Here is a 20,716-nt window from a genome sequence, read left to right as displayed (position 1 = left end):
GGACGGACAGCGGTCCTGACGACGTCCGACCGGCAGCAGTGTCAGCGCTGCGTGGTGTCCGTCTCCGCCGAGGTGCGCGCGCCGGAGCGGCCGTCCTGGGGGTGAGGGGCCTCGTCGGACGCTTCCGCCACCTGGCCCTGGGTGGCGCCCACGGTGACCGGCTCGAGGTGGTGGTCGGCCTGGTCCTCCGCGGGAGCCTCGGTGGCCCAGGGCAGACCGCGGCGAGGCGCGTCATACGCGTCCTGGTCGAGGATGCCCTCCCGCTTGGCCACGACCGCGGCGACCAGGGACTGGCCGGCCACGTTGGTGGCGGTGCGGCCCATGTCCAGGATCGGGTCGACGGCGAGCAGCAGACCCACGCCCTCCAGAGGCAGCCCGAGGGTCGACAGGGTCAGGGTGAGCATGACTGTCGCGCCGGTCACACCGGCGGTGGCGGCCGAGCCGATCACCGCGACGAAGGCGATGAGCAGGTACTCGGTCAGGCCCAGCTGCATCCCGAAGAACTCGGCCACGAAGATCGCGGCGATCGCCGGGTAGATAGCCGCGCAGCCGTCCATCTTCGTCGTGGCGCCCAGCGGCACGGCGAAGGAGGAGTAGGCGCGGGGCACGCCGAGATTGCGCTCGGTGACCGCCTGGGTGACCGGCATGGTGCCGATCGAGGAGCGGGAGACGAAGCCGAGCTGGATGGCCGGCCAGGCGCCGGAGAAGAACTGCCGCACCGACAGGCCGTTGAAGCGCAGCACCAGCGGGTAGAGCACGCCGATGACCAGCAGCAGGCCGACGTAGACGGCCAGGGTGAACCGGCCGAGCGAGCCGATGGTGTCCCAGCCGTAGGCGACGATCGCGTTGCCGAGCAGACCGACGGTGGCCAGCGGCGCGAGCCGGATGATCCACCACAGGACCTTCTGGACCACGGCGAGCGCGGACCGGGTGAAGTTGAGGAAGGGCTCGGCCTCCTTGCCGACCTTCACCACAGCGACGCCGACGGCGATCGCCACGACGAGGATCTGCAGGACGTTGAAGGACAGCGAGATCGAGTCGTCCTGGCCGGCGCTGGCGCCCAGCCCGAGCATGTTGGCCGGGATGATGCCGGTGAGGAAGTCCAGCCAGCCGCCGGTGCGGCCGGGCTCGGCCGCGTCGGCCGCGGTGACACCTGCGCCGCGGGCCGGGTCCAGGAGCAGGCCGACGGTGATGCCGATGACGACCGAGGCCAGGGCGGTGATCGCGAACCAGACCAGGGTCTGCCAGGCGAGCCGGGCGGCGTTGGCGACCTGCTGCAGGTTGGCGATCGAGGAGACGATGGCCAGGAAGACCAGCGGGGGCACGATGGTGCGCAGCAGGGTGACGAACGAGGACCCGATGATCCGCATGGTCTCCGAGAGCCAGGTCGGGTTGTCGGCGCTGGCGCCGCTGGCCCGGGCGACCAGGCCCAGCACGATGCCGAGCACCAGGCCGATCAGGACCTGGGTGCCGAAGGACACCCGAGGAAGACGAGCAAGCACGAGGACGAGCCTTTCGCGAACAGGGACGACCGGGGATCCTGCGTGATGGTGGGTGCCCCCGGGTGCCGCGGGGACGGCACGACTGTGAGCAACCTGTGCTTATGGATCCCCATTCCCCACGTTTGGTATGAGGTGCGTCACACTCGGCAGCAGTCGCTTCGGTCGTCGCTCCGGTCGTGCTGGGGTCGTCGCCTCAGTAGTCCTCGACGCTGCCCGCGTTGAGCACGTCGCACTGGTTCGGGTCGGCGCTCTGGTAGCCGCGCATGAACCAGCCCGTCCGCTGCTCGGAGGAGCCGTGGGTCCACGTGTGCGGGGTGACCTGCCCCTGCACCCGCTCCTGGATCGAGTCGTCCCCGACAGCTGCGGCGGCCGACAGGGCTGAACGGATCTGCTCCTCCGTGGGCGGCTCCAGCAGGGCGTCCTGGCCGCGGGAGACCTCACCCAGCCAGGCACCGGCGAAGCAGTCGGCCTGCAGCTCGACCCGGACTGCGCCGGACTCCGGCCCCGACCGCGACTGCTGCGAGGCCTGGAGGGCACCGGTGTAGTTCTGGATGTGGTGGCCGTACTCGTGCCCCAGGACGTAGAGCTCACCGAGCGAGCCGCCCCGGGCACCCAGCTGTCCCTGCAGCTGGTTGAAGAAGCTGGTGTCGAGGTAGATCTGCCGGTCCAGCGGGCAGTAGAACGGCCCGACGGCACTGCTGGCCGCCCCGCACTGGGTATCGACCTGCCCGGTGAACAGGATCGCCGTCGCCGGCGGGGTGTCCGGGGACGCGCGGGTCCAGTAGTTCTCCAGGGAGGCCATCCCGCCCTTCATCCGGCAGTCGACGAACTCGTTCGCGTCCGCGCCGGTCCGGCACTGCGCGAGGTCGACCTCCTGGGCGTTGGTGGACACCTGCTGCTGACCACCGCCGCCCAGCACGTCCCCAGGGTCACCGCCGAAGAGGAGCACGATCACGGCCAGGAGCAGCGCGCCGACGCCGCCGCCGACGGCCACCCCACCCCCACGACCGCCAGCTCGGCCGCCGCCACGACGAACAGGACCACCCCGACCACCCCGACCACCACGGCCGCCGCCCCCACGGCGGGCCCGGCCACCGCTGATGTTGGCGTTCTCCCGGAAGGTCATCGAGGGTCCTCCGCTGGTCGGTGCCGGTCGGGAGACCAGACGTCTAGCGCGTAGACTAGTCATCTGCCTGCCCGGCCGCCGTGTCGAGCCGGGCGCACCACATACCCCCCTCGCCGCCGCACCAGGCTGCCCGCTGCCCCAAGAAGCTGCCCCCGAAGGAGACCGCTCGTGATCACCGCCGCCGGCGTCGAGATCCGCGTGGGCTCCCGCCTGCTCATGGAGGACGTGACCTTCCGGGTGGGCCCGGGCGACCGGGTGGGCCTGGTCGGGCGCAACGGTGCCGGCAAGACGACGTTGACCAAGATCCTCGCCGGGGACGGCCAGCCCGCCGCCGGCACGATCAGCCGGACCGGGGAGATCGGTTACCTGCCGCAGGACCCGCGCACCGGCGACCTGGAGGTGCTGGGACGCGACCGAATCCTGTCCGCCCGGGGGCTGGACGAGGTGATCCGCGGGATGCGTGCCGCCGAGGAGGCGATGGGGCAGGCCGACGGCGAGGCGCGGGAGAAGGCGATGCGGCGGTACTCGCGCCTGGAGGCGGAGTTCACCAGCCGCGGCGGGTATGCCGCGGAGAGCGAGGCCGCCTCCATCGCCTCCAGCCTGGGGCTGCCGGACCGGGTGCTGGGCCAGCCGCTCAACACCCTCTCCGGCGGTCAGCGTCGGCGGATCGAGCTGGCCCGCATCCTGTTCTCCGGCGCGGAGACGCTGCTGCTCGACGAGCCGACCAACCACCTGGACGCCGACTCGGTCGTCTGGCTGCGGGACCACCTGAAGACCTACAGCGGCGGCCTGATGGTCATCTCCCACGACGTGGCCCTGATCGACCAGGTGGTGAACAAGGTCTTCTACCTCGACGCCAACCGTCAGGTGATGGACGTCTACAACATGGGCTGGAAGAACTACCTGGCCCAGCGCGAGGCGGACGAGCGGCGACGGCACCGCGAGCGGGCCAACACCGAGAAGAAGGCCGCCGCGCTGATGGTGCAGGCCGACAAGATGCGCGCCAAGGCGACCAAGGCCGTGGCTGCGCAGAACATGGCCCGCCGGGCCGAGCGGATGCTGGCCGGGCTGGAGGGGGAGCGGCAGAGCGACAAGGTGGCCAAGCTCCGCTTCCCGACCCCGGCCCCCTGCGGGAAGACGCCGCTCATGGCGGAGGGGCTCTCCCGCTCCTACGGCTCCCTGGAGATCTTCACCGACGTCGACCTGGCCATCGACCGTGGCTCCAAGGTGGTCGTGCTCGGCCTCAACGGTGCCGGCAAGACCACGCTGCTGCGGCTGCTGGCCGGCATCGACCAGCCCGACACCGGGGCGGTTCTGCCGGGGCACGGTCTCAAGCTCGGCTACTACGCCCAGGAGCACGAGACCCTCGACGTCACCCGCTCGGTGCTGGAGAACATGAAGTCCGCCGCGCCTGACCTGGACGAGACCGACACCCGCAAGGTGCTGGGCTCCTTCCTCTTCTCCGGCGACGACGTCGACAAGCCCGCCGGGGTGCTCTCGGGCGGGGAGAAGACGCGGCTGGCGCTGGCCATCCTGGTCGTCTCCGCGGCCAATGTGCTGCTGCTCGACGAGCCGACGAACAACCTGGACCCGGCCTCCCGGGAAGAAGTCCTGGCCGCCCTGCGCTCCTACGAGGGTGCGGTCGTCCTCGTCAGCCACGACGAGGGTGCCGTGCAGGCCCTGGAGCCCGAGCGTGTCCTGCTGCTGCCGGACGGTGTGGAGGACCTCTGGGGACGGGACTACGAGGACCTGATCGCGCTCGCCTGAGCCGCCGCAGTGAGGAGCTGACATGACGATGCCCGGTGTCCGGGGCGGGATCCACAGCTTCACCAAGGACCCCAGCGTGCGCTCGCACAAGGTGGGCCGGGAGACCGCCCGGCGGGTGGCCGCATACGGTCGGCCGTTCGTGCCCGAGGTGGTGGCCTACCTGTTCCTCGCCGTGCTGGGCGGGGTGGTCGCGGTGGCGGTGCCCCTGCTGCTGCAGCGGATCATCGACGACGGTGTGGAGCTGGGGGAGCGGGGCGTCGTCATCCGCTGGGGCCTGGTGGTGGCCGGGCTGGCCTTCGTCGGGGCGGTGACCACGGTCGTGACCCGATGGGTCAGCTCGCGCATCGGGGAAGGGCTGATCCTCGACCTGCGGCGCGAGGTCTTCGCGCACGTGCTGCGCCAACCGGTGGCGTTCTTCACCCGGGCCCAGACCGGTGCGCTGGTCTCCCGCCTGAACTCCGACGTCATCGGGGCCCAGGCGGCGTTCACCTCGGTGCTCTCCGGGCTCCTGGGCAACGTGGTCACGATGGTCTTCATCGTCGTGGCGCTGCTGTCGATGAGCTGGCAGATCACCGTGCTGGCGCTGCTGCTGCTGCCGCTGTTCCTGGTGCCGGCCCGGCTCATGGGCGCCCGGCTGTCGGCGCTGACCCGGCGCCAGATGGTCCTCAACGCCGACATGCAGACCCGGATGACCGAGCGGTTCAACGTCGCGGGGGCGCTGCTGGTGCGGCTCTTCGGCCGTCCGCGCCAGGAGGAGCAGGAGTATGCCGAGCGCGCCCGCGGGGTGCGCGACGCCGGGGTGGCCATCGCGGTCAACCGGGTGATCTTCCTGGCCGGCCTGGGGCTGGTCGCGTCCTTGGCCACCGCGCTGGTCTACGGGATGGGCGGGCTGATGGCGATCGCGGGGGAGCTGACCACCGGCACCCTGGTGGCGATGGCGGCGCTGCTGGCCCAGCTCTACGCCCCGCTCACCGCCCTGTCGAATGTGCGCGTCGACATCATGACGGCGATCGTCAGCTTCGAGCGGATCTTCGAGGTGCTCGACCTCCAGCCGCTCGTCCGCGAGGCCGACGAGCCCGTCGACATCCCGTCCGGGCCGGTGGGGGTGACCCTCGAGGACGTCGACTTCGCCTACCCGGCCTCCGACGAGGTCTCGCTGGCCTCGCTGGAGCACCGCCCGGAGGGTGGGGAGACCGCCGACGGTGGCCCCGTGCTCACCGGCATCACGGCCCAGGTCCCGGCCGGGTCGATGGTGGCGCTGGTGGGGCCGTCGGGGGCGGGCAAGACCACGCTGACCGCGCTGGTCTCCCGGCTCTACGACCCGACCTCGGGGACGGTGCGCATCGGTGACGTGGACCTGCGGACCGCTTCCTTCTCCTCACTGCGGGAGACCGTCGGGGTGGTGACGCAGGAGGCGCACATGTTCAACGACAGCGTGCGGGCCAACCTGCTCTATGCCCGGCCCGAGGCCACCGAGGAGGAGGTGTGGGCCGCCCTGGAGGGCGCCCAGATTGCCGACCTGGTCCGGCGCCTGCCCGACGGGCTGGACACCGTGGTCGGCGACCGGGGCCACCGGCTCTCCGGGGGCGAGAAGCAGCGCCTGGCGATCGCGCGGCTGCTGCTGAAGTCACCTGCGGTGGTCGTCCTGGACGAGGCCACCGCCCATCTGGACAGCGAGTCGGAGGCGGCGGTTCAGCTCGCTCTCGACGAGGCCCTCCACGGGCGCACGTCCCTGGTGATCGCCCACCGGCTCTCCACGGTCCGCGACGCCGACCTGATCCTGGTGCTCGAGCGCGGCCGCATCGTCGAGCAGGGCACGCACCCCGAGCTGCTGGCCCTCGGCGGGCTGTATGCCGCCCTGCACCGCACCCAGTTCGGCGTGGCACCGGCGGTCGACGGCGGGTAGCGGCGTCGGTCGGACGGGGCGGGCCGCCGCCGGACCGGCTGCCACCTGGTCCGTGTCGGAGCCCGGCTCAGAGGGAGCGGACCGCGCCCCCGTCGACGGTGAGGACCGAACCGGTCATGTAGGACGCGGCCGGACTGGTGACGAACGCGGTCACGGCGCCGAACTCGTCCGGGCGGCCGTAGCGGCGCAGCGGGATCGTCGCCTCGGAGCGGCGGCGCGCCTCCTGGGGGTCATCCGCCGTGGCGTCCAGCGCACGGAGCCGGTCGGTCTCGATGCGCCCCGGCAGGACGACGTTGACCCGGTGGCCGTCCGGGCCGTGCTCGTCGGCGAGCGTCTTGGCGGTCATCGCCAGTCCCGGCCGCAGGCCGTTGCTGATCGCCAGGCCGGACAGCGGCGAGCGCACGGACGAGGACAGGACGAGGGTCACCGCGATCGGGTCAGTGGCCTCCACCAGGGCGGTGCGTGCCAGACGGACCGCCCCCAGGAAGACGCTCTCGAAGGCGGCGCGCCACTGGTCGTCGGTGACCGTCGTGGCCGACCCGGCAGGCGGCCCGCCGACGCTGATGACGACGCCGTCGACCCGGCCGAACTCCGCCCGGGTCCGTGCGAGCAGCTCCGCCGCCGCGTCGGGGTCGGCCTGGTCCGCCGCGACACCCAGAGCTCGGCCCGGGCCGAGCTCGCTCAGAGCGCGCGCGGCCTCGGTGACCGACGCCTGGTCCCGGCCGGTGATGACGACGTGCGCTCCGTCCCGCACGAGCGCCCGGGCGGTGGCATGACCGAGCCCGCGGGAGGCTCCGGTGACGAGGTAGGCGCGTCCTGCGAGTCCGAGATCCATGTGGTCACGTTCCCATATCGGCCGGTGGCGCCGGTCGCGGCGTGCTCGGTGCGGCCTTGTGGCGTGTCCCGTCGGGCCTTCTGGCGTGCTCGGTGAGGCCTTCTGACGTGTCCTGTGGGGCCTTGTGACGTGTTCTGTTGGGCCCTTTGGCGTGCTCTGTGGGTCCGGCGAGGGCTTGGAGGACTTAGTCGTCTTCCTCGTCGTAGTCTTCCTCGTCCCAGATGCGGACCTTCTTGGGACGTGCCGGGGCGGAGCGGGCGGGGGCCTCGCCGGACTGCTCCTCGGCCTCGCGGCGAGCCATGACCAGGACGAGGATGAGGCCGACGGGGACGGTCAGCCACCACTGCAGGGCGTAGGCGAAGTGGGAGCGCAACCCCGTGTCGGGCGGGTCCAGGGGGGCAGGGCGTGCCGGCGGGGCAGGCGACTCGGACTCCAGCACGAGGTAGGCACCCACCACGGGGGCGTTCACCATCTCGGACATGCGGGGGAGGTCGATGGAGGCCAGCTGGCCGGCCGGCAGATCGCGGCCGAGGTCGGGTTCGCTCGGCCGCAGCCAACCCTGGACCTGGACCTGACCTCGAGGGGGCGCCGGGACGTCCGGCAGCTCGCTGGCCGTCGGGGCGTTCTGGACCCAGCCCCGGTCCACGACCAGGACCTGGCCATCATCCAGCACCAGGGGCACGAGGACCTCGTAGCCGTACACCCGCTGGTGGGGGCGGTTGCGCACCAGGTGCTGGCCGTCGGCGTCGTAGGTGCCGCTCACCGTCACCCGGCTCCACTCGTCCCCAGCCGGCAGCTGTTGCCCGCGGGGAAGGACCTCGACCAGGGGTTGAGGCTCACCGAAGTAGTTGGCCTCGATGACATCGCGACGCTCGACCCGGGACTGGTGCCGGTCCCACTGCCAGGCACCCAGCATGGCCGTGATCACCCCGAAGACCACGGCCAGCACGAGATAGAGCAGCCAGCGCGGCTGCCGCAGGACGGTCCACACGCTCAGCCGTCACCCGCCCCGAGCTCGTCGACGTCGACCACCTCGAGCAGGAAGCCCCGCAGCTGGACGAACTCGGCCAGGTGCCGCTCGTGGTCCGGGCAGGCCAGCCACACCTTGCGCCGTTCGGGGGTGTGCAGCCTGGGGTTGCGCCAGACCACGCCCCGCGTGGCGGTGGCCCGGCACCCCTTCGCGCTGCAGACCAGGTGCTCCTCCGCCCTGGCCGTCACGGGTCGCGTCTCTCGTCCGCACCGGCGGGACCGGGGTCGGGCACCGGCTCCGATCCAGGATCGGACGTCGGGTCTGCCGCCGGGTCTGCCGCTGGGTAGGCCGTGTCCCGGCTCGAGAGGACCGTGCCCTGGATCGGGGTGTCGTCCCCTACCGGCCCTCCGGCGGCAGCGTGCCCACCGTCGTGCGGGCCTTCCGGCGCGGGCCTCGGCGCGGCGGTGCGCCCGGGACCGAGCCCCTGGACGGGGGAGGCGACGACATCCTCGCTGGGCAGGTTCCGCCGGTCGGTCGCGTTGGCCAGCATCACCGCGAAGCTGGGGATGATGGCCGCACCCAGCGCCGCGACCGTGGCCACGACATACCGTTCGGTGGCAAAGGCCCACACCGCCAGCGGGAAGCAGGCCGTGCGGACGGCCATGGCCAGCAGGTACTGGCGCATCCGCCGGCTGCGGTCCTCCTCCTGGGACCGGCGGGCGGTCGTCACCGCCTGCGCGCGGTCCCGCGCGTGGCGGTGTGAGGAGGTTCTGGGCACCCATCCACGATACGGCTACGGTGATCCGATGAGCGACGCAGACTCCAACCCCCAGCCCCTCGCCGTCCTGGTGACCGGGGGCAACCGCGGCATCGGCCTGGCCATCGCCCGGGACCTGTCCGAGCACGGCCATGAGGTCATCGTCACCTCCCGCAGCGGCGAGGCTCCTGAAGGGCTGCGAGCGGTCCGGTGCGACGTCACCGACACCGAGAGCGTGGACCAGGCGTTCACCCAGGCCGAGGAGCTCCTCGGGCGACCCGTCGAGGTGCTCGTCGCCAACGCCGGCATCACCAAGGACACCCTGCTGATGCGGATGAGCGACGAGGAGTTCGACAGCGTGCTGGACACCAACCTCACCGGTGCCTTCCGCTGCGCCCGCCGCGCCTCCAAGGGGATGATCCGGGCGCGCAAGGGACGGATCATCCTCATCTCCTCCGTCGTCGGGCTCTACGGCTCGCCGGGGCAGGCGAACTACGCCTCGTCCAAGGCGGCGCTGGTCGGCCTGGCCCGGTCCATCACCCGCGAGCTGGGCAGCCGCAACATCACCGCCAACGTGGTCGCCCCCGGCTACATCGAGACCGAGATGACCTCGCAGCTGCCGGAGGACCGCCGCAAGACCTACCTCGGCGCCATCCCGGCCGGTCGGTTCGCGACCCCCGAGGAGGTGGCGGGGGTGGTGCGCTTCCTCGCCGGCCCGGACGCGGGCTACATCTCCGGCGCGGTGATCCCGGTCGACGGCGGGTTGGGCATGGGCCACTGACCTGAGCCACTAGAGTCTGTGCTCATGCTCCTCGACGGCAAGAAGATCCTGGTCACCGGCGTCCTGATGGACAGCTCCATCGCCTTCCACGTGGCCCGGCTGGCCCAGGAGCAGGGTGCCCAGGTGGTGCTCACCTCCTTCGGGCGTACCTTCCGGATCACCCAGACCATCGCCAAGCGTCTGCCGCAGCCGGCCCCGGTCATCGAGCTCGACGTCACCGACGACGAGCACCTGGCCACCCTCGCCGACCGGCTCGGCGAGCACGTGGACCACCTGGACGGTGTGCTGCACTCGATCGGGTTCGCCCCCAAAGGTGCGTTCGACTTTATGAACGCCACCTGGCCGGACGTCGCGACGGCCGTGCAGGTGAGCGCGTACTCGCTGAAGTCGCTGGCCGCCGCCGCGCTGCCGCGGATGGGGGAGGGCGGCTCGATCGTGGGGCTGACCTTCGACGCGCAGTACGCCTGGCCGGTCTATGACTGGATGGGCGTGTCCAAGGCCGCCTTCGAGGCGACCAGCCGCTACCTGGCCCGCGATCTCGGGCCCCGGGGTATCCGCTCGAACCTGGTCTCGGCCGGCCCGATCGCGACCACCGCGGCTAAGTCGATCCCGGACTTCGAGCAGTTCGCCAAGTGGGGCGAGCACTCTCCGCTGGGCTGGGACGTCAAGGACCCGGTGCCGGCCGCGCAGGCCTGCGTGGCGCTGCTGTCGGACTGGTTCCCCGCCACCACCGGCGAGATCGTGCACGTCGACGGCGGCTACCACGCGACCGGGTTCTAGCCCGGCGACCCTCGCCGGAGGGACGGCCCACCGCGGGTAGACCTGCGCCGCTCAGCCCTCGATCACGGTCCCCTTGCCGACGACCACCAGGCCGGAGTCGGTCACGGTGAAGCCCCGCTCGCGGTCGTGGTCGTGGTCGATGCCGATGTGGACCCCGGCCGGGACGAAGACGCCCTTGTCGATGATGGCCCGGTGGATCTGGCAGGACCGGCCGACCTCGACCCGGTCCATCAGCACCGAGCCGGTGACGTGGCTGAAGCTGTGCACCTTGACGCGGGGGGAGAGCACGGAGTCGCTGATGGTGGCGCCGGAGACGACGCATCCGGGGGAGACGGCCGAGTTGACGGCGTGCCCGACCCGGTCCCCGGAGCCGTGGACGAACTTCGCCGGCGGGTGCGGACCGTAGGTGGTGTAGATCGGCCAGGCCTCGTTGTAGAGGTTGAACACGGGGTGGATCGAGATGAGGTCCATGTGGGCGTCGTAGTAGGAGTCGATCGTCCCCACGTCGCGCCAGTAGCCGCGGTCGCGCTCGACCGCGCCGGGGATGTCGTTGTCCTTGAAGTCGTAGACCCAGCCCTCGCCCTGGGCCACGAAGTTCGGCACGAGGTCGCCGCCCATGTCGTGGTCCGAGCCCTCGTTGAGCGCGTCCTCGCGCACCGCCTGCTCCAGCGCGTCCGCGGTGAAGACGTAGTTGCCCATGGAGGCGAGCACCTCGTCGGGGGAGTCCGGCAGCCCGACCGGGTTCGTCGGCTTCTCCAGGAACTCGCGGATCCGGCGCGGGTCCTCCGGGTCCACGTCGATCACCCCGAACTGGTCCGCCAGCCCGATCGGCTGCCGGATGGCGGCCACCGTGCACGGCGCACCGGTCTCCACGTGCTGCTGGACCATCTGGGAGAAGTCCATCCGGTAGACGTGGTCGGCCCCCACCACGACCACGATGTCCGGCCGCTCGTCGTGCACGAGGTTCAGGCTCTGGTAGATGGCGTCGGCGGACCCGGCGAACCAGCTCTTGCCCAGCCGCTGCTGCGCCGGGACCGGGGCGACGTAGTTACCCAGCAGCGTCGACATCCGCCAGGTCTTGGTGATGTGGGCGTCCAGGCTGTGCGACTTGTACTGGGTCAGCACGACGATCTTGAGGTAGCCGCTGTTGACGATGTTGGACAGCGCGAAGTCGATGAGCCGGTAGATGCCGCCGAAGGGGACCGCCGGCTTGGCGCGGTCGGCGGTCAGGGGCATCAGCCGCTTGCCCTCACCACCTGCCAGGACGATCGCCAGGACCTTGAGCCGCGAGCCGCCATGGAGTGCCATGAGCCCAACCTAGACTCATTCCGCCGCCGTGCGCGAGGGCTAGTGCCGCAAGGCCGGTGCGGACTAGGTTGGTGGCGTGCGCATCGACATCCTGACCCGTGAGTACCCGCCCCACATCTACGGCGGGGCCGGTGTGCACGTGGCCGAGCTCACCCGCGCGCTGCGTGCCCTCGACGGGGTGCAGGTGCAGGTGATGGCGTTCGACAACCCGGTCGAGGAGGACCTGACGACCGGGTATGCCGTGCCGCCCGGTCTGGAGGACGCCAACGCGGCGCTGCGCACGCTCGGGGTGGACCTGCTCATGGCGCGCGACGTCGCTGACGGCGGGGCCGACCTGGTGCACTCGCACACCTGGTACGCCAACCTCGGAGGCCACCTCGGTGGGGCGCTGGCGGGGATCCCGCACGTCGTCAGCGCGCACAGCCTGGAGCCGTTGCGTCCCTGGAAGGCCGAGCAGCTCGGCGGCGGGTATGCCGTCTCCTCCATGGCCGAGAAGGTCGCCTACGAGGGCGCGGCCGGGATCATCGCGGTGTCGGCCGGGATGCGCAAGGACATCCTCGCGTCATACCCCTCCGTGGACCCCGGGAAGGTGCACGTGGTGCACAACGGGATCGACTCCGAGCTGTGGCAGCAGGACCGCTCGGAGCAGGCGGCGGACTTCGTCCGCTCCAGGGGCCTGGACCCGCACGCGCGGACCGTGGCCTTCCTCGGCCGCATCACCCGCCAGAAGGGCCTGCCCTACCTGCTGCGGGCCCTGCGCCAGCTGGACGACGACGTGCAGGTCGTGCTGCTGGCCGGTGCCCCGGACACCCCGGAGATCGAGCGGGAGGTCGTGGGCCTGGTCGACCAGCTGCGGACCGACCGCGGCGAGGGCGCTGCGCCGGTGGTGTGGATCGGGGAGATGCTGCCCCGGGACAAGGTCATCGCCGTGCTGTCGCACGCGACCGTCTTCCTGTGCCCGTCCGTCTACGAGCCGCTGGGCATCGTCAACCTGGAGGCCATGGCCTGCGGAGCGGCGGTGGTGGCCACGGCGACCGGCGGGATCCCCGAGGTGGTCGTGGACGGGGAGACCGGCTGGCTGGTGCCGATCGAGCAGGTCACGGACGGCACCGGGACACCGGTCGACGAGGACGCCTTCGTCGAGGACCTGGGCGCTGCCGTCGTGGAGGCGGTCTCGGACCCGCAGGAGGCGGCCCGCCGGGGTGCTGCCGGGCGCAGGCGCGCGGTCGAGAGCTTCGCCTGGAGCACGATCGCCGAGCGGACCGTGGAGGTCTACCGAGAGGTCCTCGCAGGGCGCGCCTCCTCCTGACGCGGGTGTGCGCCATACTGCTGGGCGTCCCGATCACCTGGTGATCGTCCTGCCCGAGCCAGTCTGAGCCCAGGAGTTCCGATGAGCAGCACCCTTCCGCCGTCGCCGTCGCCACCACGCGACCGGAACGGTGGGTCCTCCTCCCGCCTCATGCGTCCGATCAACGCCGTGGTCGAGCGCTTCATCCCCTCGGCGCTGGTCTTCGCCCTGGTGCTCACCTTCGTGGTGATGATCGGCGCCCTGCTCCTGACCGACGCCGGGCCGACCGAGGTGGTCAAGTCGTGGGGGGACGGTCTGGCCGGCCTGCTTGCGTTCATGACCCAGATGGCGCTGATCCTGCTGCTCGGCTACATCCTGGCCAACACCACGCCGATGCAGAAGCTGCTGCGCCGGCTGGGCGGCATCCCCAAGGGCCGGGTCGCCCCCTATGTCTTCGTCGCCGTCATCACCGCGCTTTCGGGCCTCATCACCTGGGGTCTGAGCCTGGTCGTCGGCGCGCTGCTGTCCAAGGAGGTGGCCCGGCAGTACACCGCCCGCGGGGAGCAGGTGCACTTTCCCCTGCTCATCGCCGGTGGCTACACCGGGATGGCGATCTGGCACATGGGCTACTCCGGGTCCGGTCCGCTGACGGCGGCCACCCCCGGGAGCTTCCTGGAGCCGTACCTGGGCGGCGAGGTGGTCCCCATCACGCAGACCACCTTCGCGACGTGGAACATCGTCACAGTCATCATCTCCGTGGTCGTCATCGGCCTGACGATGGCGCTGATGGCGCCGAAGAAGGGTGAGCAGGTCACGGCCATGCCGGTGAGCGACGAGGAGGACGGCGCGCCCGCCACCTACCCGGTCGAGACCCCGGCCGACCGGCTGGACGCCAGCCGCCTGCTGACGCTGCTGCCCGGGCTGCTGCTCGTGTGGTACCTGTTCCTGCACTTCCGTGACGGCGGCGGCCTGACCCTCGACATCGTCAACTGGTCCTTCCTCACCCTCATCCTGCTGCTGGTGCGCCACCCGTTCGAGCTCATCGCCCTGACCAAGGCCGCGGCCTCGAACGTCGGGGAGATCCTGCTGCAGTTCCCCCTGTATGCCGGGATCATGGGGATCATGGGCGGCACCGGGCTGATCGCGGTGCTCTCGGAGTGGTTCGTCAGCATCTCCACCGCGCAGACCTTCCCGCTGCTGGCCTTCCTCTCTGCCGGCGTGGTCAACTTCTTCGTCCCCAGCGGTGGTGGGCAGGTCGCGGTCCAGGGCCCGATCCTGCTGGAGGCCGGGGAGTCCCTCGGCGTGGCGCCGGACATCGCGATCATGGCGATCGCCTACGGCGACCAGTGGACCAACATGATCCAGCCCTTCTGGGCCATCCCGCTGCTGGCCATCGCGGGGCTGAAGCTGCGGGAGATCCTCGGCTACACGACGGTGCTGCTCTTCGCGCTCGGTGCCGTCTTCGTCGGCGCGATGCTCTACGTGGGCTTCTTCGGCTGAGCAGCTGACCCCGCCGGCGCGGGCTGCTCAGGGCCGGCGGGACAGGTGCAGCGCGCCGACGTTGGCCGCGTCCGCCAGCGCGGCGGTAGCAAGGTCCCGCAGCCGCGAGAGCAGGACGGCGCGGCGGCCCGTGGAGCTGACGTCGACCGATTCCTGCCCGGGTTCCAGCCCGGCGTCGGCCAGGGCCAGGACCGTGCCGGCCAGGTCGATGACGCGCAGCACCCGGGGCGGCAGACCGCCCGGCAGGCCCCACGGTCCGTGCCCCGAGGACATGCGCCGGCGCAGCCCGCGCATCCCCTCCTCGGCCGCGAGCGGAGGCGCCCCGACCCGGAGCAGCTCCTCGGTGAGCACGGCCAGCTCCTGACGCAGCACGAGCTCGGTCTGGCCGAGGTCGAGTGCCTCGACGCGGTGCACGGGGATGGGCTGCGCGTCGAACGACTCCCACCGGGCTGACCAGCCCTGGTCACCCTCCGGCCCGTAGGTCTCCAGGCGGGGGACGAGCACCGAGCCCAGACCCGGAGCCAGCACGCACTCCTGCGCGGCGGTCGCGGCCGCCAGCAGCTCGGGCGTGCCCGAGGGCAGGCCGCCCAGGGCACCCGGACGGGGCAGCGCGACCAGGACGGCCGGCTCGCCCAGGTCGCGCCAGGCCGTCAGCGGGGCGATGAGCCCCTGGACGAGGTCGATCCCTGGGAGGGCCTTCGGCGGCAGGTTGAGCAGCGAGGAGCCGTCGGCGAACGACTCGGTCGCCCACAGGGCGACCCGGACGCTGGCGGGCAGGGCGTGCTCGGACATGCGCCGATGGTAGAAGACCGTCTCGCGCGGTGCGTGCGTCCCCTGCGCAGCCGGCCGACCGGCAAAGACTAGAGTGACCAGCCATGAGCGATGTCCTCGAATTCGCCGGCGTCGGTGTGCGCCGTGGCACCACGGACCTGCTCAAGGACGTCGACTGGTCCGTGGAGGAGGGGGAGCGCTGGGTCGTCCTCGGGCCCAACGGTGCCGGCAAGACGACCTTGCTGCAGCTGGCCGCTGCCCGCATGCACCCGACGACCGGGGTCGCCGGCGTGCTGGGTGAGGTGCTCGGCACCGTGGACGTCTTCGAGCTGCGACCCCGGATCGGGGTCTCCAGCGCCGCCGTCGCCGAACGGATCCCCGAGGAGGAGCGGGTCAGCGACGTCGTCGTCACCGCCGCCTACGGCGTGCTCGGCCGCTGGCGGGAGGAGTATGAGGAGTCCGACGAGCAGCGTGCCGCCGAGCTGCTCGAGGCGCTCGGGGTGGCCCACCTGGCGCAGCGGCGGTTCGGCACCCTCTCCGAGGGGGAGCGCAAGCGGGTCCAGATCGCCCGGGCGCTGATGACCGACCCGGAGCTGATGCTCCTCGACGAGCCCGCCGCCGGGCTCGACCTGCGTGGAAGAGAAGACCTCGTCGGGCGGCTGAGTGCCCTGGCCCAGGACATCGAGGCACCCGCCATGGTCCTGGTGACCCACCACGTGGAGGAGATCCCGCCCGGCTTCACCGACATCCTGCTGCTGCGCGACGGTGAGGTTGTGGCCGCCGGCCCTCTCGAGCTCACGCTGACGGCCGAGAACCTCAGCCGGGCCTTCGACATACCGCTCGTGGTGGACCGCCACGGGCACCGGTGGTCGGCCCGCGCCGCCGAGCCCGGCGACGCACCGACCCGGTGAGCGTCTTCGAGGTCGTCGCGATCATCCTGGCCGGTCTGGCCGCCGGCACGATCAACACGATCGTCGGCAGCGGGACCCTGGTGACCTTCCCGACCCTGCTGTTCTTCGGCTACCCGCCCGTGTCTGCCAACGTCTCCAACAGCCTCGGGCTGGTGCCGGGCGGGATGGCCGGTGCCTGGGGTTACCGGCACGAGCTGCGCACCCTGGGACCCATGGTGCGCAGGCTGGCGCCGGCCTCCTTCGCCGGGTCGGTCCTGGGCGCGGTGCTGCTGCTCGTGCTGCCGCCGGCGGCGTTCGAGGCGATCGTGCCCATCCTGATCCTCATCGCCCTGCTGCTCGTCGTCTTCGGCCCTCGCCTGTCGAAGTGGGCGGCCAACCAGCACGCCGACCACCTCACCCCCGGCCGATGGGTCGTGCTGATCCTCGGCATCCTCGTCGCCGGCATGTACGGCGGCTACTTCGGTGCCGCCCAGGGCGTGCTGCTGCTGGGCATCATGAGCATCCTGCTGCCGCTGGGCATCCAGCAGATCAACGGGATCAAGAACGTGCTGGGGATGATCGTCAACCTGGTCGCGGCGGTGGTCTTCCTCATCGTGGCCCCTGGTGTCATCAACTGGACGATCGTGCTGCTGATCTCCATCGGCTCGCTCATGGGCGGCGTCATCGGCGCCCGGGTCGGCCGCGCGATGCACCCCAACCTGCTGCGCGCGGTGATCGTGCTCATCGGCACCGTGGCGATCATCAACCTCCTGGTCGACTGATGGTGCAGGAGCCGAGGCCCGCCCCTGGTGCGCTGCCCCCGGGCTGCACCTGGGTGGAGGACCCTCACGCAGAGCACCTGCGCGACTACTTCTCGCTCACCGACGTGGCGCTGCGCCGGGTCGTCGAGCCGGAGCGTGGCCTGTTCATGGCCGAGTCGGACAAGGTGATCCGCCGGGCTCTCGCGGCAGGGCACCGGTTGCGCTCGTTGCTGATGACACCCCGCTGGGTGGAGGAGTGGCCGGACCTGCTGGCGAGGGCCCACGAGCAGGGAGCGCCCGTCTACGTCGCGGCTCCTCAGGTCGCCGAGGCGATGACCGGCTTCCACCTGCACCGCGGGGTGCTGGCGGCGATGCAGCGCCCCGCGCCCCTGCCCCTGGAGCGGGTCCTCGCCGGCGCCCGGCGGGTGGCCGTTCTGGAGGACATCGTCGACCACACCAACGTCGGGGCGGCCTTCCGCTCGGCCGCGGCCCTCGGGGTCGACGCTGTCCTGGTGACGCCGCGCTGCGCCGACCCGCTCTACCGCCGGGCGGTCCGCGTCTCCATGGGCACGGTCTTCCAGGTGCCGTGGACGCGGATCGACCCGTGGCCCGCCGGCGTCGCGACCCTGCGGGGTATGGGGTTCACCGTCGCGGCCCTCGCCCTGGCCGACGATGCAGTGACCCTCGAGGACCTCGAGCGGGAGCCACCGGAGCGCCTGGCGCTGGTGCTCGGGACCGAGGGGGACGGGCTCTCGCGCAGCACCGTCCAGGCGGCCGACGTCGTCGTGCGGATCCCCATGGGTGGGGGAGTGGACTCCCTCAACGTCGCGGCCGCCTCTGCGGTTGCCTTCTGGGCGGTCCGCCCTCGCTCCTGAGGACGGTCAGGCCCCCAGCGCCAGGCCCTCCACCGCTCGGGCACCGGGCAGCTGCGCCGCCAGCGAGCCCGGCAGTCGCAGCTTGCTGCGGCGCAGGCCCGACCCGATGACGATCGACTCGCGGTCACCGACCCGGGAGTCGACGAGCACGGGCCAGGCGTCGGGCAGGCCGAACGGCGTGATCCCGCCGTACTCCATCCCGGTGCGCTGGACCGCCTCGTCCATCGCCATGAACGAGGCCTTGCGGACGTCGAGCAGCTTGCGGATCGCCTTGTTGACGTCGGCGCGCGTGTGGCCCAGCACCAGCGCGGCGCAGACGCGCTCCTCGCCCGCCCGGGTGCCGGAGACGACGATGCAGTTGGCCATGTCCTCCATCGCCATGCCGGTCTGCTCGACGAGCACCGCGGTGTCGGCGTGGTCGGGGTCGATCTCGGCGACCTGCAGCTGGGTGGCGAGGTCGGACGGCATACCGTGCACGGCTGCCAGAACGGGTGCCGCGAGTAGGTCGGGACGCTCCAGGGCAGGGACCCAGCGCAGACTCACAGCTCGTAGGTGCCGGTGAGGTGGCCGCGGGCCAGGACGTTGCCCAGGGTGGCGAACTGCGCCTTGGCGACCGAGGCCGAGCCGTCCAGGCCGGTCCGGTCCGTGTCCAGGGCCCACACGGTGAAGACGTAGCGGTGGGGGCCGTCGCCCTCCGGGGGCGCGGCGCCGCCGAAGTCCTTGGTGCCGTAGTCGTTCTGCAGGGTGACGGCGCCCTCGCCGAACTGGTTGCCGAACTCCCCGGCACCGGCCGGGATCGAGGTCACGTCGGCGGGCAGGCCCAGGACGGCCCAGTGGATGAAGCCGCCGAGGACGGGGGCATCGGGGTCGTGGCAGACCAGCAGGTAGGACCTGGTGCCGTCGGGGGCGCCGGACCAGGACAGCTGCGGCGAGGTGTTGCCGAAGCCGAAACCGGCGCTCCTGGGCAGCGGACCGTTGTCCTCGAAGTCCTCGCTGCGCACCTCCAGCTGCGCCGGGGCAGCCGGCAGGTGCTCGATCGGGTGCGGGGGCAGGGTGCGCGAAAGATCCATGTCGGCAGCCTAGCCAGGGCCGGACCGGCGCTCATGCCGAGCACCGCCGACGCCGTCCCCACCGGCGGACCGGGGCACGGCGGCGCCGTGGCACAGTGGCCTCATGCCCTCCGACGAGCAGCGTCGGATCCTGCACCTGGATCTGGACGCCTTCTTCGCCGCCGTCGAGCAGCGGGACAAGCCTTCGCTGCGGGGGCGTCCGGTCGTCGTCGGAGGACTCGGAGCTCGCGGCGTGGTGTCCACCGCCTCCTACGAGGCACGGGTCTACGGCGCCCGCTCGGCGATGCCGATGCACGAGGCGCGGCGCCGCTGCCCCCCGGGCACGGCATACCTGTCGGGGCGGTTCGCGGCCTACCGCAAGAGCTCCGGCGTGGTGATGGATCTGCTGCGGGAGCGCTCACCCCTGGTGGAGCAGGTCTCGGTGGACGAGGCGTATGTGGACCTGGCGGCCTCACCCGAGGCGCCCGGTTGGGCGGGGGAGGAGATGGAGCGGTGGTGCGCCGGTCTGCTCGCCCGGATCGCGGAGGAGACCGGCGGTCTGACTGCCTCCATCGGGGTCGCGACGAGCAAGATGATGGCCAAGCTGGCCAGCGAGATGGACAAGCCGGCCGGCGTGACCGTCATCCGGCCGGGGGAGGAGCTGACGGCGCTGTACCCGCTGGCCACCCGGGCGATCCCGGGGATCGGGCCGGCGACCGCGTCCCGGCTGCACAGCTTCGGGGTGGACACCGTCGCCGACCTGGCCCGGGTCAGCGAGGCCGACCTGGTCGCGATCTTCGGCCAGGCCCACGGCGCTGGCCTGCACCGACTGGCGCGCGCCGAGGACGACCGACCGGTGGTGGTCGAGCGCGAGGCGAAGTCGATCTCGGTGGAGCAGACCTTCGAGACCGACATCACCGACCGGGCCGTGCTGGAGGGCGAGCTGCGGCAGATGGCGGCCGGACTGGCGGGCCGGCTGGCGAAGGCCGCGGTCTTCGCCCGGACGATCACCGTCAAGGCGCGGGAGGGGGACTTCACGACGCACACGCGGTCGGGGACGCTGCCGTTCGCCACCGGTGACGCCGCCGTGATCCTGCGCGAGGGTCGGCGGCTGCTCGGCTCGCTCGACGTGAGCCCGGGTCTGCGGCTGCTGGGTCTGGGTGTGGCGGGCCTGACCGCACACGCGCAGGACGAGCTCACCCTCGAGGGTCCGCTCTACGCGGCCGAGCTGCCCGTGGAGCTGCCGGACGCCCTCGGGGCTGTGGAGACCGTGTCGGAGGTCGAGGTGCCGCCCGTCGCGAGGGGCCGGGACGCGCCCGGCTGGCGGCCCGGCGACGACGTCGTGCACGAGGTGCACGGCCCCGGGTGGGTCTGGGGCGCCGGCCGGGGTGTGGTGACGGTCCGCTTCGAGGGACCGTCGACCGGGCCCGGACCGGTCCGCTCGTTGCGCCACGACGACCCTCAGCTGCACCCGTCGGACCCCCCGGACTGGCGCGGGACACCGATCTGAGCGTGCTAGTCTTGTGCGTCGTTGCCCCGCCGCCCACAGGCGGGAAGACACCACCTGTCCGGGTGGCGGAATGGCAGACGCGCTAGCTTGAGGTGCTAGTGCCCTTAACGGGCGTGGGGGTTCAAGTCCCCCTCCGGACACCACCGTCAGGCTCTGCTGACCTGCCGATCATGCGGCCCACCAGGTCGATCGGGTGACTCGTATGGACGGAGTCCCCGCCAGACCCAGGGCTACAGAGGCCTAGTGGACCTGGCCCCTGCCCTTCCGGTTGCGCACCTTCGCCACGACATTCTTCAGCTTTCGCTGGTTCTCGGGCTTGCGAGCCTCATCGACTGCCCTC

At 71.8% G+C, this 20,716-nt stretch carries 21 protein-coding genes and 1 tRNA gene; 11 read left to right on the top strand and 11 right to left on the bottom strand.

The features are described 5' to 3' along the window. Positions 1-41: 41 nt before the first annotated feature. From ESZ52_RS10770 to ESZ52_RS19720, 3 genes are all read right to left on the bottom strand, one after another. Positions 42-1,481, bottom strand: a complete 1,440-nt coding sequence (locus ESZ52_RS10770; protein ID WP_425600011.1) for a dicarboxylate/amino acid:cation symporter — start codon at positions 1,479-1,481, stop codon at positions 42-44. Positions 1,482-1,695: 214 nt separating this feature from the next. Next, positions 1,696-2,496: a KPN_02809 family neutral zinc metallopeptidase gene (gene ypfJ, locus ESZ52_RS10765; RefSeq protein ID WP_238154592.1), complete on the bottom strand. Its 801-nt coding sequence runs from the start codon at positions 2,494-2,496 to the stop codon at positions 1,696-1,698. Next, a complete protein-coding gene (locus ESZ52_RS19720; RefSeq protein ID WP_238154591.1) occupies positions 2,454-2,597 on the bottom strand; it encodes a hypothetical protein in 144 nt (47 codons plus the stop codon). The genes ypfJ and ESZ52_RS19720 overlap by 43 nt, the downstream gene beginning before the upstream one ends. 199 nt (positions 2,598-2,796) lie before the next feature. On the opposite strand from ESZ52_RS19720, the gene ESZ52_RS10760 reads away from it, so the two are divergent. Further along, complete coding sequence (locus ESZ52_RS10760; RefSeq protein WP_131104937.1) at positions 2,797-4,395, top strand: ABC-F family ATP-binding cassette domain-containing protein; 1,599 nt, start codon at positions 2,797-2,799, stop codon at positions 4,393-4,395. A 22-nt stretch (positions 4,396-4,417) separates the two neighbouring features. Further along, positions 4,418-6,301, top strand: coding sequence for an ABC transporter ATP-binding protein (locus ESZ52_RS10755; protein WP_131104936.1), 1,884 nt, complete (start codon positions 4,418-4,420; stop codon positions 6,299-6,301). 67 nt (positions 6,302-6,368) lie between these two features. Here the strand turns inward: ESZ52_RS10755 and ESZ52_RS10750 are convergent, their stop codons facing one another. The 4 genes from ESZ52_RS10750 to ESZ52_RS10735 form a co-directional block, all read right to left on the bottom strand. Continuing rightward, positions 6,369-7,136, bottom strand: a complete 768-nt coding sequence (locus tag ESZ52_RS10750; protein ID WP_131104935.1) for an SDR family oxidoreductase — start codon at positions 7,134-7,136, stop codon at positions 6,369-6,371. Between the two features lie 184 nt (positions 7,137-7,320). Beyond that, the gene (locus ESZ52_RS10745) at positions 7,321-8,127 is read right to left on the bottom strand and encodes an SURF1 family cytochrome oxidase biogenesis protein (protein ID WP_131104934.1); all 807 of its coding nucleotides are present in this window, start codon (positions 8,125-8,127) and stop codon (positions 7,321-7,323) included. A gap of 2 nt (positions 8,128-8,129) precedes the next feature. Beyond that, positions 8,130-8,354 (bottom strand): hypothetical protein, encoded by a 225-nt coding sequence (locus tag ESZ52_RS10740; protein ID WP_131104933.1) that lies wholly within the window; start codon positions 8,352-8,354, stop codon positions 8,130-8,132. Next, complete coding sequence (locus ESZ52_RS10735; protein WP_131104932.1) at positions 8,351-8,884, bottom strand: DUF3099 domain-containing protein; 534 nt, start codon at positions 8,882-8,884, stop codon at positions 8,351-8,353. The genes ESZ52_RS10740 and ESZ52_RS10735 overlap by 4 nt, the downstream gene beginning before the upstream one ends. Before the next feature lie 28 nt (positions 8,885-8,912). Between ESZ52_RS10735 and fabG the strand changes: the two genes are divergently transcribed. Both fabG and fabI read left to right on the top strand, forming a co-directional pair. Continuing rightward, the gene (gene fabG / locus ESZ52_RS10730) at positions 8,913-9,644 is read left to right on the top strand and encodes a beta-ketoacyl-ACP reductase (RefSeq protein ID WP_131104931.1); all 732 of its coding nucleotides are present in this window, start codon (positions 8,913-8,915) and stop codon (positions 9,642-9,644) included. 24 nt (positions 9,645-9,668) lie between these two features. Then, positions 9,669-10,424 carry an enoyl-ACP reductase FabI gene (fabI, locus tag ESZ52_RS10725; protein WP_131104930.1) on the top strand — a complete coding sequence of 252 codons (756 nt, stop codon included), beginning with the start codon at positions 9,669-9,671 and terminating at the stop codon, positions 10,422-10,424. Positions 10,425-10,475: 51 nt separating this feature from the next. Here the strand turns inward: fabI and glgC are convergent, their stop codons facing one another. Further along, positions 10,476-11,732, bottom strand: coding sequence for a glucose-1-phosphate adenylyltransferase (glgC, locus tag ESZ52_RS10720; RefSeq protein WP_131104929.1), 1,257 nt, complete (start codon positions 11,730-11,732; stop codon positions 10,476-10,478). Positions 11,733-11,808: 76 nt separating this feature from the next. On the opposite strand from glgC, the gene glgA reads away from it, so the two are divergent. Together glgA and ESZ52_RS10710 are read left to right on the top strand one after the other, a co-directional pair. After that, complete coding sequence (gene glgA / locus ESZ52_RS10715; RefSeq protein ID WP_131104928.1) at positions 11,809-13,041, top strand: glycogen synthase; 1,233 nt, start codon at positions 11,809-11,811, stop codon at positions 13,039-13,041. Positions 13,042-13,191: 150 nt separating this feature from the next. Then, positions 13,192-14,520, top strand: coding sequence for a short-chain fatty acid transporter (locus ESZ52_RS10710; RefSeq protein WP_131106566.1), 1,329 nt, complete (start codon positions 13,192-13,194; stop codon positions 14,518-14,520). 27 nt (positions 14,521-14,547) lie between these two features. On the opposite strand, the gene ESZ52_RS10705 is transcribed toward ESZ52_RS10710, so the two are convergent. Next, complete coding sequence (locus ESZ52_RS10705; RefSeq protein ID WP_131104927.1) at positions 14,548-15,312, bottom strand: hypothetical protein; 765 nt, start codon at positions 15,310-15,312, stop codon at positions 14,548-14,550. A gap of 83 nt (positions 15,313-15,395) precedes the next feature. Here ESZ52_RS10705 and ESZ52_RS10700 point away from each other — a divergent pair, with 83 nt between their 5' ends. Genes ESZ52_RS10700 through ESZ52_RS10690 form a run of 3 tightly spaced genes read left to right on the top strand, consistent with a single transcriptional unit; the run spans position 15,396 to position 17,817 of the window. Then, complete coding sequence (locus ESZ52_RS10700) at positions 15,396-16,202, top strand: ABC transporter ATP-binding protein (RefSeq protein ID WP_131104926.1); 807 nt, start codon at positions 15,396-15,398, stop codon at positions 16,200-16,202. Continuing rightward, complete coding sequence (locus ESZ52_RS10695; protein ID WP_131104925.1) at positions 16,199-16,963, top strand: sulfite exporter TauE/SafE family protein; 765 nt, start codon at positions 16,199-16,201, stop codon at positions 16,961-16,963. The genes ESZ52_RS10700 and ESZ52_RS10695 overlap by 4 nt, the downstream gene beginning before the upstream one ends. Further along, positions 16,963-17,817, top strand: a complete 855-nt coding sequence (locus ESZ52_RS10690) for a TrmH family RNA methyltransferase (RefSeq protein ID WP_131104924.1) — start codon at positions 16,963-16,965, stop codon at positions 17,815-17,817. The genes ESZ52_RS10695 and ESZ52_RS10690 overlap by 1 nt, the downstream gene beginning before the upstream one ends. Positions 17,818-17,823: 6 nt before the next feature. On the opposite strand, the gene ESZ52_RS10685 is transcribed toward ESZ52_RS10690, so the two are convergent. Together ESZ52_RS10685 and ESZ52_RS10680 are read right to left on the bottom strand one after the other, a co-directional pair. Next, positions 17,824-18,360, bottom strand: coding sequence for a YbaK/EbsC family protein (locus ESZ52_RS10685; protein WP_238154590.1), 537 nt, complete (start codon positions 18,358-18,360; stop codon positions 17,824-17,826). Next, positions 18,357-18,887, bottom strand: a complete 531-nt coding sequence (locus tag ESZ52_RS10680) for a YbhB/YbcL family Raf kinase inhibitor-like protein (protein WP_131104923.1) — start codon at positions 18,885-18,887, stop codon at positions 18,357-18,359. Before ESZ52_RS10680 ends, ESZ52_RS10685 begins: the two co-directional genes overlap by 4 nt. Before the next feature lie 103 nt (positions 18,888-18,990). On the opposite strand from ESZ52_RS10680, the gene ESZ52_RS10675 reads away from it, so the two are divergent. Continuing rightward, positions 18,991-20,376, top strand: a complete 1,386-nt coding sequence (locus ESZ52_RS10675; protein ID WP_131104922.1) for a DNA polymerase IV — start codon at positions 18,991-18,993, stop codon at positions 20,374-20,376. Between the two features lie 56 nt (positions 20,377-20,432). Continuing rightward, a tRNA-Leu gene (locus ESZ52_RS10670) sits at positions 20,433-20,519 on the top strand. Positions 20,520-20,716 lie beyond the last annotated feature (197 nt).

The organism is Ornithinimicrobium sufpigmenti, from assembly GCF_004322775.1.
In the GTDB taxonomy this organism is placed as follows: domain Bacteria; phylum Actinomycetota; class Actinomycetes; order Actinomycetales; family Dermatophilaceae; genus Ornithinicoccus; species Ornithinicoccus sufpigmenti.
Note: the sequence above shows the minus strand (reverse complement) of the source record. Positions and strands in the feature narration are given on the sequence as shown.